Origin of the sequence: Pseudochrobactrum sp. Wa41.01b-1 (assembly GCF_019464455.1) — a bacterium.
In the GTDB taxonomy this organism is placed as follows: Bacteria; Pseudomonadota; Alphaproteobacteria; order Rhizobiales; family Rhizobiaceae; genus Pseudochrobactrum; species Pseudochrobactrum saccharolyticum.
Genome location: NZ_CP080493.1, coordinates 1,451,071 through 1,462,831, shown reverse-complemented (window position 1 = coordinate 1,462,831; position 11,761 = coordinate 1,451,071). Strand labels below are relative to the sequence as shown.

The following is an 11,761-nucleotide window of genomic DNA, read 5'->3' as shown; positions in this document are numbered from 1 at the left end:
TGAAGGGTTATGTGAGTGATAAAGAAACCACCTTGCGTGGTTCCTATTCCTTGGTCAGCAGAGCAATCGCAGCGCGCACTGCATCAAAGCCGATGGCTTTTTCGGAGGATGTGGCGAGAATCTGCGGGAAAGCGGCCGGACGACGTGCAATCGCTTTCTGTGTTTCTGCCATCAGGCGCGGGACGCCTGCTTCCTTGATCTTGTCGATCTTGGTGAGAATGATCTGGTAGGAGACGGCGGCTTTATCCAAAAGATCCAGCACATCCGCATCATTCTTTTTAATGCCGTGACGAGAGTCAATCAGCACATAAACACGCTTCAGCGTGGTGCGGCCGCGCAGATAATCGAAGACCAGACGTGTCCATGCATCGACCATGGATTTCGGCGCTTCAGCAAAGCCGTAGCCCGGCATATCAACGAGTGCCAATGGCGGCAGGTCACCATTCTCGCCGGAATAACCATCCGGCACAAAATAGTTGAGCTCCTGCGTACGACCCGGTGTGTTGGATGTGCGTGCCAAGCCGTTCTGGCCGACAATCGCATTAATCAGCGAGGATTTGCCGACATTGGAGCGACCGGCGAAAGCGATTTCAACAGGGCCTTCCGGCGGGAGAAATTTCATGGACGGCACGCCGCGGATAAAAATCCATCGCTTGTTGAAGAGAGCCTTACCCTCGGCAACAAGTGCTGCATATTTCTCTGCTTCTTTTGCGACGGCCAGTTCTGCTTCGGTCACTCAATTCTTCCTGTGGCTTATATCCGTGTCATTGCAACATAACACTGTTCTTTATGGCATTGAGCTTTCAGTGGCTTTTGTCAACCGTCAATGCGCTTCAGATATAAAAAAGCCCCCGTAAAGGGGGCTTTTCTGTTTGTTTTATTTCTTGGCAGGCTTGTCGGTTTTCGCCGGTGCCGCAGGTTCTTTCTTTTTGAACATGCCTTTGAGGTTGTCAAAAAGTTCGATCTTGGCACCCTGACGTTTCATGATCATGCCCTGCTGGAGAATGGACAATGTGTTGTTCCATGCCCAGTAGATAACCAGACCTGCAGGGAATGCAGCCAGCATGAATGTGAAGATAATCGGCATCCATGTGAAGATTGCAGCCTGTGTCGGATCCGGCGGGGTCGGGTTCATGCGCATCTGCAGGAACATGGTGACACCCATAATCAGCGGCCATACACCGATCATCAGGAATGCAGGAACATCCCAAGGCAGCAGGCCAAACAGGTTGAACAGCGATGTCGGATCCGGCGCAGCAAGGTCATGAATCCAGCCAAAGAACGGCGCATGACGCATTTCGATGGTGACATAGAGAACCTTATAGAGCGCAAAGAATACAGGAATCTGCACCAGCACCGGCCAGCAACCGGCCAGCGGGTTGATCTTCTCGCGCTTGTAAAGCTGCATCATTTCCTGCTGCTGCTTAACTTTGTCATCCGCATATTTCTCACGGATTTCCAGCATCGCAGGCTGCATCATCTTCATGCGGGCCATCGACTTGTAGGACTTGTTGGCCAGCGGGAAGAACAGGGCTTTCAGCAGAACGGTAACCACCAGAATAGCGACACCGAAATTGCCGGAGAATTTATAGATCCAGTCGATGAGGTAGAACATCGGCTTGGTGATGAAGTAGAACCAGCCCCAGTCGATCAGCAGTTCGAACTGTTTGATGCCCAGTTTTTCTTCATATTCTTTGATCTTGGCAACTTCTTTGGCGCCGGCAAAAACATGGTTTTTGATGACAGCGTTCTGACCGGCAGCAATGGTAACAGGGCTGCTCAGGAAATCTGCCTGATAGCGCGGTGTGCCGTCAGTGAAGTAAGAGAAGCGTGCTTCAAAGCTTTCGTTCTGCGGCGGAATCAGTGTCGCAGCCCAATATTTGTCGGTAATGCCAAGCCAGCCGCCTGTTGCTTTGGCGAGTGGCATGTTCTTGTTGTCTTCGATCTTGGAATAGGAAATTTCCTGCAGACCCTGATCGCCGACAACGCCGATCAGACCTTCATGCAGCACATAGGTGCCGCTGGCATGTTCAGGCTTTTCAAAACGGGTTACGCGACCATAGGAGCTGAGCGAAACGGCAGCATCAGTCGGGTTGGTGATCGTATCCTCAACGGCGAACATATAGTTCTCGTCCACGGAGATCACGCGCTTGAACTGGATGCCTTTTTCATTGGCATAGGTCAGGGTTACCGGTGTTGAAGGGGTGAGCTTGTCATTGCCTTCAATATTCCACTCGGTTGCAGGACCCGGAACAGTGCCGATTGCATCATTGCCGGAGAAGCCGAGTTCAGCGAAATAGCCCTTTTTCACGCCTGAAGGCGCAAGCAGTTCAATTTCAGGGGATTTCGGATCAACGGTTTCGCGATAATCTTTCAGGAAAAGATCATCGAGACGGGCGCCGACAGTATTGATCGAGCCGCTGACGCGCGGTGTATCAATGCTGATGCGTTTGCTCTGAGCCAGTGCGGCTTCACGGGTAACAGGTTTTGCTCCCTGAGCCTCTGCTGTCTGACCCGGAATACCAGCCTGAGGCGCATTGCCCTGCGGGATATTGGCGGATGTTGCCTGCGCATTCTGAGTATTCTGCGCTTCAATCCGTGCCTGTTCTCTCTGAGCCTCAGTCTTTGGCCCCAGATAGAATACCTGCCAGAGCGTGAGAATCAGAATCGACAGGCCAATGGTGAGAAAGAAGTTACGATTTTTTTCCATTGACGGGTCCTGGTTCCTGTCAGTTCATTACAGCTAAGTGCGCAAAACCGCTGCGCTGTCCTAGCGTATAATATGCTGGCTGACAGAGCGCTGTGCAGAATATGCCCCATACCTGTCAGAGTTAAGTGCCTGCCTTATAATACGAGCCATTCAGAAAAGCGAACGCTGAGACGATATAATTCAGGCCTATTTTGAGAAACGGTCATTTAAACCGCTTTGAGAGCTCTCTGGTCAGTGCGCTGAAGGGGGCGTTTAACGCTTCCCTGCGTGCAACAATAACATAATCAGTTTGCGGAGCCATTGCGGCTTCGCTGAGTGCAGCGGCGGCTTTCAGGCGGCGGCGGATTCTGTTGCGGATAACCGCATTGCCGTTTTTCTTGGTAACCGTGAAGCCGACACGCGGGTTTTCACCGGTTTTTGCTTGTTTGCTGGTTGCCTCATCGCGCTGTTTTACTTCCAGAAGGAAATATTTGCCGCGACGCTTTTCCCCGCTGCGAACAGCCAAAAACTCCGCTCTCTTGCGAAGGCGGAGTGTTTTGGTCTGCTTATTTGCTTGTTGTGTCACCGCTCTACGCGGAGCAACAATTATGCAGAAAGCTTGCCGCGACCGCGTGCGCGGCGGGCTGCAATAACTTTACGACCGCCTGGAGTAGCCATGCGCGAACGGAAACCGTGACGACGCTTGCGGACGAGTTTAGATGGCTGATATGTGCGCTTCATTTGTTTAATACCGCGGTGTGCGGCCCTTCTTAAATCTGTTTTTTAACAGGAGCTGGTTCAGACGCGGTCGATGAACGACCTTGCAAAAAATATCTGAACGTGGGGCGGCTTATAGATGCAGGCAGGTTTTGAGTCAAGAATGGAGCGGAATATTCGGTCAGCATAAGGATTGCTCACATTATTCCGAAAAAATATGTGCTGTTTTCCGTTTTCTTAACCCTGACAAATAGTCTTGGCGCGCTTTGATGCTTATAAGGCTTTATCGAATTTACAATGAGAGGAAGAACTATGTCTGTTAAGCGTTTCGAATCCGGCAAGCGTATGAGCGGTGCGGTTGTCCATGGCAACACTGTTTATCTGGCCGGTCAGGTTGGTACAGAAAATGCAAGCGTGACTGAACAGTGCAAAACCGCGCTGGCTGAAGTTGATCGTCTGCTGGCTGTTGCCGGTACCGACAAATCCAAAATCCTTCAGACCATTATCTGGCTGGATGATATGAAAGATTTCGCAGAAATGAACGCGGTTTGGGAAGCATGGGTTGATCCTGCTAACACACCGGCACGCGCAACCGGTTCTGCCCATCTGGCAACTCCGGGCTACAAAGTAGAGTTCATCGTAACTGCTGCTCTCGACTAAAGCATGTCTCCCAAAAGTGGATACCGGTTTTGGGATAAAGACATGCGTTAAAATAAAGAAACAGAGCGAGAGCCGTAGGTTCTATTAAACGCAACACGCTCTGGTTTTCTCGGTGCCGCATTATAATGATGCGGCACCGGATATTTTATTGTGCAGCTGCCGGCAGCGGCATGGCAGGGTTACGGATACGCTGCGAATAACCTTCGCGGCTGCCCTTTGCCTGTTCACTGATATCGGCGTTGAGACGCATCGATTGCGTATTATCCTCCGCCGTTACAATCAGTTGTTTTTCAAACATATATTCAGGCAGATAGCCGGAGAGCAGTACGCGATAATCAAGTGCTATCGACGGATCGAGAATTCGTGCCATGTCGAAGACAACCGTCGTGCAATTGGCGGTCAGCGTATTATAAAAGCCGGCTTCTTTGCTCAGGCGGTTGGCTGTATCAGTATATAGTCTGAAAAGCTGCCGTGCCTGTTCCGGTTCAATATCCACATGATAGCGATAGACATGCTCACCACGCACATTGGTGCGCAGATAGATAATGTCGCTTTCTTCTGCCGCGATCATTGCCAGTTCAAAATCTTTGAAGAATCCGCCGATTTCAGAGAAGGCTTGTCCGCGTTTTTTACGGATTTCTGCGGAGAAAACGACCTGTCTCCCGTCTTCAAATCCGAAGCTGACCAATGTGTGGGCAATCGCAGGCCCTGCCCAATAGGACAAGAACAGGTCAACGCTTTTAATCTGGCTCAGATCATAATCGGCACTTTTCCAGTTAACGGTAAAATCCTTTTCCGTACGCCAGTCAAAATCACGGATATGATCGAGCCGCACCATATCGCCACTATACTCGGCGGTGACTGTTTGTGCGACTTCCGGTGCCCAGTCGCGGTTCAGCGATGGCTTGACGCCGTGCCACCAGATCAGCAAAATTGCGAACAGGATTGCAAAGCTGATAAATGCGGCTCTGCGATAATGTTGCAGGTCGGTGAACCAGAGTGTGCTGAGTGCAGCCAATGCCACGAGTACCCATATGCCGATTGCAGCATAAGTGAGCAGGCGCGATTCTGTCAGCTGATAATGGAGTGCAAGACTGCCCCAGACGGTGATGATAATCAGAACCAGACTGAAAAAAGCCTGAGCCAGAAGTGTTAAGAAGACCAGAGCTGGTTTATATGTCATTTGGTTCCGGTATTGCTGATGAGGCGGAATATCTGGTGAAGATATTTATTATGCGGCATGAAGTTAAAATAATTATTGATGGCATGTTTTCGCCGCGATTGAGATTTAGAGAGTGGCCTGTTTTGAGCTTGCCAGAATTGCAACTCTCCGTAAAATGCGCCTTTACAGGCACGCAATGCATCAATTTACCGACTTGTTAGATTATTTTAATATTTGTCCGGCAAAACTTCTCCTATGGTAAACAAATTATTCTCTTTTTCCGCTTCTGCCGCTGTGGCAGCTATGCTGATCTCGTTTCTGCCGCAGGCTGTGCTTGCGCAGGAGGCGCCGTCCCGTGCTGAAACAGCTTCTGGTAATGCGGCATTTATGAAGAAATCAGATATAATGACACCGGCCACAGGCGCGGGGCTGACCATGCGTAATCCTAAAGCGGATGCTGCTGAAGCAGCGAAAGATGTGAGCAAGGTGGTAAAAGAGGCAATTTCCCGCAGTCAGAAATTTGTTTATCACTTTACCAAGCCGGAAAACGGCAGCGGTGAAACGATTGTCCTGCTGCATGGTTCCGGCGGTAATGAAACCAGTCTTGTGCCGTTTGCGCAGAAGGTGTGGCCGCGTGCCACGCTGCTCGGTATCCGCGGGCGGGTTTTGCAGGAAGGTCGCACACGCTGGTATGCCCGCATTACGCCAGTAAAATTCGACCAGAAAGATGTGCGTAATGAAGCGGATGCTTTTGTCAGTTTTCTGACCAAGCTCTCTGAAGACGATCAGATTGATTTGAGCCGCACCACTTTTGTCGGCTATTCCAATGGTGCCAATCTGCTGGCCGCTACGATGATATTGCATCCTGATCTGGTGAAAAAAGCTGTTCTGATGCGCTCTATGCCGGTGCTGGATCAGACACCGGCAGCTAATCTGAGTAAAGCTAAAGTGCTGGTTGTGACCGGCGCTGATGACAAGATGTATGCGCCTTTTGCGCCTGCACTCTCGGACTTGCTGCGTACCAGCGGTGCAAAAGTGGATGCGCGCGTGGTGAAGGCCGGTCATATGATCGGCGCAAAAGACGTGTCGCTGGTGACTGCATGGCTCTCGGGGCAGGGGCCGGATGGCGCACCTGCAATGTCGCAGGCTGTGACGACAAAGACCAAAGACAAAACGGATAAATTGAAAGCCCTGCCGGAAGCACAGGAACCGGCCACTCAGAGCGAGCAGGCACTGGAACAATCGAAGAAGTAATTTCGATCTTAGATGTTTTAAAAAAAAGCGGCTTAGAGCCGTTCCAGTTTAAACGAGTTGCTGGAACGGCTCTTTCTTTTTATTTTACGCATTGTCCGACGCATCGTAGCAGGAAAAGAAATCAGTCCGGTGAACTGATTTCCCTGCGGAGGCGCTGCGCACTTTTGCTGGAAATGCTTTGAAGCCGCTTTTTTCTTTGTTACCACTGAATATTAATCAGACCGCAATCACCGGTTTCCGCACCATAGGCGAGGCGCGTACCGTTTTTATCCCAGCCCATTGAGCTGATGGCGCCTTTGCCCGGACGACGCAGCAGCACTTCTTTCTGATCGGCAAAACGGCAGAGCAGTACCATTCCGTCCTGATAGCCGACAGCGACAATATCTTCGACCGGATGACAGGCAACAGCTGTAACCATTGTGTCGCCGCGCAGGCCAAGTTCCAGCGGCGCTTTGCCCATCGGGCCGTCTTTGCCTGCAAACGGCCAGATGATTGCCGCAGGAGCACCGGAGGTGGCCAGCCATTTGCCCTTAGGGCTCCATGACCAGTCTTTCACCTTGGCCGGATAGCCGGTCATGCGCATATTGCGGTTATCTTCCAGACGCCAGCCATGCAGAGCATTTTCCTGCATGGTGGTAATCAGAAAACGACCGTCCGGTGAAAAGATCACGCCGGTATGTGCGCCTTTCCATTCCAGATCAACCGGTTTACCGGCCGTGCCTGCCCAATGCAATGTCGCGCCATTATAACGGGCAATGGCGAGGCGAAGACCTTTGGGTGCGAAGGCAACGCCTTCAACACTGCGCTCATGGGCAAATTCGGTGGTTTTGCCATTGGCTTCACGTACCCATGCGGTACGGCCGGAAGCATAGGCCACTGCACCATGAGGGCCACTGGCAACCGCAGTGATCCATTTGCGCGGCAGAACCGCCAGTTCCTGCACATTGCCTTTTTCGTCAGTCTGACAGATGCGTCCGTCTTCACCGCCGGTGATCAGGGCTTTATTGTCAGCCGTTGGTGCAACGCAGAGCAAACCGTCATGCATGGTTACGGTTTTATGCGCTTCATCCAGCCAATGGAGTGTACCATCGGCCAGTGCATAATAGGCATTATCATTGAGGAAGCCGGCTTTCAGGCAGTGGCTTCCCAGATCAATAGGGGCAATCGTCGGCATGGTTATTTACATTTCTCGAAGCCGGAACGCAGTGCCTGCTCATTCAGATTACGACCGATAAAGACCAGACGGCTTTCGCGCTTTTCATCCGGTTTCCACGGACGCTGGTGATCGCCTTCGATAATCATATGCACGCCCTGTACCACATAGCGGTCATCGTCACCGGCAAAAGCGATGATACCTTTGAGGCGCAGAATATCCGGCCCCTGAACCTGCGTTACATTCTGAATCCACGGGAAGAATTTCGCAGCATCCAGCTCACCGGTGCGCAAGGATACGGACATGACGGTTACGTCATGGATGGCTGAAGCATGCCCGTGGTCGTGCCCATGGTCATGATTGCAATCGGGGCCGCAGGTATGGTCGTGATCATGATGGTGGTGATGACCATGATGGTCGTGTCCGTGGTCATGGTGATCGTGGTCGTGATCGCAGTCAGGGCCGCAAACATGATCCGGATGATCATGATCGAGGAAATGCGGATCATTTTCCAGCGCACGCTGGAGATCAAAAGCACCGCGATCCAGAACTTTCGTCAGATCAATTTCTGCGCGTTGGGTACGATGAATAATCGCATGCGGATTGATGGCGCGGATAGTCGCTTCGACAAGGCTAAGTTCCTGCGCATTAACCAGATCGGTTTTGTTGAGCAGAACCACATCGGCAAAAGCGATCTGATCTTCGGCTTCTTTACTGTCTTTCAGACGCAGTGGCAGATGTTTGGCATCAACAAGGGCGACCACAGCATCAAGCTGGGTTTTGGCGCGCACATCATCATCCATGAAGAATGTCTGGGCAACCGGCACCGGATCGGCAAGGCCGGTGGTTTCCACAATGATCGCATCGAAACGGCCAGGACGGCGCATCAGACCTTCAACCACGCGGATCAGATCGCCGCGCACGGTGCAGCAGATGCAGCCATTGTTCATTTCATAGATTTCTTCGTCGGACTCGACGATGAGATCATTATCAATGCCGATTTCACCGAACTCATTAACGATGACAGCATAGCGTTTGCCGTGGTTTTCGCTGAGAATACGGTTGAGCAGGGTGGTCTTGCCGGAGCCGAGATAGCCGGTCAGCACAGTAACCGGAATTTTAGGGAGTGTGGTTGCGCCAGTCGCAACCTGATCTGCTACAGGGCTATCGCTCATGGGTAGAGTGCCTCTTCATTGTCAGAATTTTTACCGGATCGGGTAACTGGTGTTGAGCCAGAGCCGGTTTATATGTTGAAATCTCTGTGCATATAAGAATTGCGAAACCGTAATTCTATAGAACAGACTAGCTATATAGAGCAATCTCTTCTGAAGCTTTGCTGACAGTTTTCAAAGTGAGGGTGTTTGCCCAAAGACCGAGATATCAAACCGGTGGACATCATCCATCAGGCCGGTCAGGCCGCTTACTGCATGGGCAATGATTTTCTCGCCATCTTGCGCATTGGCACGTAAAGCATTGCCGGCGGCACCCTGCTTGTTCAGATCGCTCATCATCCAGCCAAAAGCGTGCGGGCCATAGGCACGCAAATACTGAAACTCTTCAATGAATTTTACCTGTTCATTGATGTAATTCTGCGCCTTATCCATCTGCACAAGCTCCGGTGCCAAGGCCAGCATGACAGAGGTTTCGATATAGCCTGCATGGATATCAAGGTGTTTCTGTTCCGCACTGATGAGATCTTCCGGTATGCCGAACCTTGTCCAGTGGGTTGCCACGGCCAGCATGCCTAAACGTGCGCGCAATTCTGTGGCGACTATGGTTGCCAAAGGAGAGTTGCCGCCATGGGCATTGAGTATAACCAGCTTGCGGATATTGGCGGCACAGAGATTTTCACCGATGCCGATCCAGCGGTTCACTGCTTCAGAAAAAGCCAACGTACGGCTGCCTTCCACATCCATATGTTCAACAGAATAGCCAACCGGCTCAGTTGTCAGAAAGCGCGCGGTAATATGCTCCGGCAAATTTTCTGCCAATCGTGCGGCTATGCCCTCGGCGATAATCGTGTCTGTCTCAAAAGGCAGATGAAGTCCGTGTTGCTCATGGGCACCCAGCGGTAAGACAGCAATGAGATTTTCAGGAATAGTATCCTGCAGCGGCTCAGTTACGAGAGCCTCACTGGTTTGCGGCACTCTGTCAGAAAGGGCGGAACTGGCGTGCTGGGTGATCTCCGGCAAAATATTTCTCCTCTGATATGTGCAAGTGAGAGGCATCATAACGGCTGAGTGTGGCCGCGGCTATTCTAAATACGCCTTTATGCCCGTTGTCCTGACTTTGCAGCTGAGACCAGACTGCTGCTTGTCAGTCATAACACCTTCAATTAGGTTGTTTATGAAATGATAAACGGACAGGTAGGGTGCATATGAGCAAGTCAGGCAAAACTGCTATTCTTCAGCCGTTACAGCACAATGCGCGGATGATGCGCACGATATTAGCCACACGGCTGCTGGAACACGGATTATATGCTGGGCAGGATGCGGTTTTGCTGAAACTTGCCGAAGAAGACGGCCTGCCGCCCGGTATTCTGGCGCAGCGTCTGGGTGTGCGACCCCCGACCGTGACCAAAACGATCAGCCGTTTGCAGGCACAAGGTTTTGTCACCAAACAGGCATCGGAAAGCGATCAGCGCCAGACACATGTGTTTCTGACCGATCAGGGGCATGATGTTATCCGTGTGATTGAAAAGCTGGTACGCAAAACTGAGAAAGACTGTCTGCGCGGTTTTGAAAAGAAAGAACGGAAAGTTCTGCTGAAACTGTTGGCGCGGATGGAAAATAATCTGAATGCGGTTGCTGCCGGTCGCCCGTTGCGCACGGCTGCCAGTGATGAGGCCGATACGGCGGATGATCTGGCAGATGATGATGCCGATTAAAACGGAACAATGCAGGTGAGGGTGGCTCTGTGTTCCGTATTGAATAATTTGCCGGATAAGTTGCTAAAAACTGTCTCGCTATTTGTTAAACTATATTCTAGATATTGATTAACTAAGATTACTGAAGATAACTATACCGCAGAACTGCCGGTTCCGGTGAATATGATTGTTGAATAAGGGGCGGACGGCTTTTGGCCCAGAAGATCAAACTTTCAACCATTGCTGATGCGCTTGGCGTGTCAACGGCCACGGTTTCTCTGGCTTTGCGTGACAGTCCTCTGGTGGCGGATCAGACCCGCGACCGTATCAAGGAACATGCCCGCGCCATCGGTTATATTTATAATCGTCGTGCCGCATCGCTGCGCACATCGCGCTCCGGCATTATCGGTGTTGTGGTTCATGATATTATGAACCCGTTTTTTGCGGAAATCTTGCGCTCCATTGAAACGGAGCTGGATCGCTCCCGCCAGACTTTCATTCTCAGCAATCATTATGACCAGCTGGAAAAGCAGCGCACATTTGTTGATACGCTTTTGCAGCTCGGCGCGGACGGCGTAATCATGTCTCCGGCTATCGGTACGCCTGCGGAAGATATTGAACTGGCAGAAAATAACGGTCTGCCGGTGGTGCTGATCGCCCGTAATGTGGAAGGTGCGGATGTGCCGGTGTTTCGCGGCGATGATGCCTATGGCATCAGCCTTGCGACCAATCATCTGATTTCACTCGGACATACACGCATTGCGATGATCGGCGGTACGGATCAGACCTCTACAGGTCGCGATCGCTATCAGGGTTATGTCAATGCGATGGAAAAAGCCGGACTGACTGTGAAGCCGGAATGGCGCATTCCGGGGCCGCGCACCAAACAGGGCGGCTTTGAAGTGGCACCGCAATTCTTGTCTCTCAAAGACAAGCCGACGGCAGCTGTGTGCTGGAACGATCTGGTCGCCATTGGTCTGATGAATGGTATTGCCCGTGCCGGTCTGGTGCCGGGTGAAGATATTTCTGTGACCGGTTATGACGATCTGGAAGAGGCGGCAATTGCTACACCGGCACTGACAACGGTTTGGAACGGCCAGCGTGAAGTCGGGCGTCAGGCAGCGCGTGCGTTGCTGGATCAGCTCAACGGTGTTGAAATGCATAGTGATCAGCCGCTGATTAAACCGGAATTACATATCCGCCAGTCGACAAGTAAACCTGCCTGATACGCATAAACAGGCAGGTTTCAGTATTTTAGTA

Annotated in this window: 11 protein-coding genes and 1 pseudogene; 4 read left to right on the top strand and 8 right to left on the bottom strand. The window is 51.5% G+C overall.

What is annotated here, in order from left to right; translation table 11 throughout:
* Nucleotides 1-43 precede the first annotated feature (43 nt).
* The 4 genes from yihA to rpmH all read right to left on the bottom strand — a co-directional run bounded on the left by yihA (nucleotide 44) and on the right by rpmH (nucleotide 3,430).
* Complete coding sequence (gene yihA, locus K1X45_RS06810) at nucleotides 44-736, bottom strand: ribosome biogenesis GTP-binding protein YihA/YsxC (protein ID WP_220160194.1); 693 nt, start codon at nucleotides 734-736, stop codon at nucleotides 44-46.
* Between the two features lie 141 nt (nucleotides 737-877).
* Complete coding sequence (gene yidC, locus K1X45_RS06805) at nucleotides 878-2,710, bottom strand: membrane protein insertase YidC (protein WP_220160193.1); 1,833 nt, start codon at nucleotides 2,708-2,710, stop codon at nucleotides 878-880.
* Nucleotides 2,711-2,912: 202 nt separating this feature from the next.
* The gene (gene rnpA / locus K1X45_RS06800; protein WP_238481641.1) at nucleotides 2,913-3,215 is read right to left on the bottom strand and encodes a ribonuclease P protein component; all 303 of its coding nucleotides are present in this window, start codon (nucleotides 3,213-3,215) and stop codon (nucleotides 2,913-2,915) included.
* 80 nt (nucleotides 3,216-3,295) lie between these two features.
* Nucleotides 3,296-3,430: a 50S ribosomal protein L34 gene (gene rpmH / locus K1X45_RS06795; RefSeq protein ID WP_022712486.1), complete on the bottom strand. Its 135-nt coding sequence runs from the start codon at nucleotides 3,428-3,430 to the stop codon at nucleotides 3,296-3,298.
* A gap of 288 nt (nucleotides 3,431-3,718) precedes the next feature.
* Here rpmH and K1X45_RS06790 point away from each other — a divergent pair, with 288 nt between their 5' ends.
* Nucleotides 3,719-4,066, top strand: a complete 348-nt coding sequence (locus tag K1X45_RS06790) for a RidA family protein (protein WP_075657046.1) — start codon at nucleotides 3,719-3,721, stop codon at nucleotides 4,064-4,066.
* A 145-nt stretch (nucleotides 4,067-4,211) separates the two neighbouring features.
* On the opposite strand, the gene K1X45_RS06785 is transcribed toward K1X45_RS06790, so the two are convergent.
* A complete protein-coding gene (locus K1X45_RS06785) occupies nucleotides 4,212-5,249 on the bottom strand; it encodes a DUF4105 domain-containing protein (RefSeq protein WP_220160192.1) in 1,038 nt (345 codons plus the stop codon).
* A gap of 234 nt (nucleotides 5,250-5,483) precedes the next feature.
* On the opposite strand from K1X45_RS06785, the pseudogene K1X45_RS06780 reads away from it, so the two are divergent.
* Nucleotides 5,484-6,371, top strand: a pseudogene (locus tag K1X45_RS06780) (alpha/beta hydrolase); the annotation flags it as partial.
* A 310-nt stretch (nucleotides 6,372-6,681) separates the two neighbouring features.
* On the opposite strand, the gene K1X45_RS06775 reads toward K1X45_RS06780, so the two are convergent.
* The 3 genes from K1X45_RS06775 to K1X45_RS06765 all read right to left on the bottom strand — a co-directional run bounded on the left by K1X45_RS06775 (nucleotide 6,682) and on the right by K1X45_RS06765 (nucleotide 9,746).
* Nucleotides 6,682-7,656: a WD40 repeat domain-containing protein gene (locus K1X45_RS06775; protein WP_220160191.1), complete on the bottom strand. Its 975-nt coding sequence runs from the start codon at nucleotides 7,654-7,656 to the stop codon at nucleotides 6,682-6,684.
* Between the two features lie 2 nt (nucleotides 7,657-7,658).
* The gene (locus K1X45_RS06770; protein ID WP_220160190.1) at nucleotides 7,659-8,810 is read right to left on the bottom strand and encodes a GTP-binding protein; all 1,152 of its coding nucleotides are present in this window, start codon (nucleotides 8,808-8,810) and stop codon (nucleotides 7,659-7,661) included.
* A 171-nt stretch (nucleotides 8,811-8,981) separates the two neighbouring features.
* Nucleotides 8,982-9,746 (bottom strand): creatininase family protein, encoded by a 765-nt coding sequence (locus tag K1X45_RS06765; RefSeq protein WP_255560934.1) that lies wholly within the window; start codon nucleotides 9,744-9,746, stop codon nucleotides 8,982-8,984.
* 266 nt (nucleotides 9,747-10,012) lie between these two features.
* Here K1X45_RS06765 and K1X45_RS06760 point away from each other — a divergent pair, with 266 nt between their 5' ends.
* Nucleotides 10,013-10,522: a MarR family winged helix-turn-helix transcriptional regulator gene (locus tag K1X45_RS06760; protein WP_220160189.1), complete on the top strand. Its 510-nt coding sequence runs from the start codon at nucleotides 10,013-10,015 to the stop codon at nucleotides 10,520-10,522.
* A gap of 191 nt (nucleotides 10,523-10,713) precedes the next feature.
* The gene (locus K1X45_RS06755; RefSeq protein ID WP_028234002.1) at nucleotides 10,714-11,727 is read left to right on the top strand and encodes a LacI family DNA-binding transcriptional regulator; all 1,014 of its coding nucleotides are present in this window, start codon (nucleotides 10,714-10,716) and stop codon (nucleotides 11,725-11,727) included.
* Nucleotides 11,728-11,761: the final 34 nt, after the last annotated feature.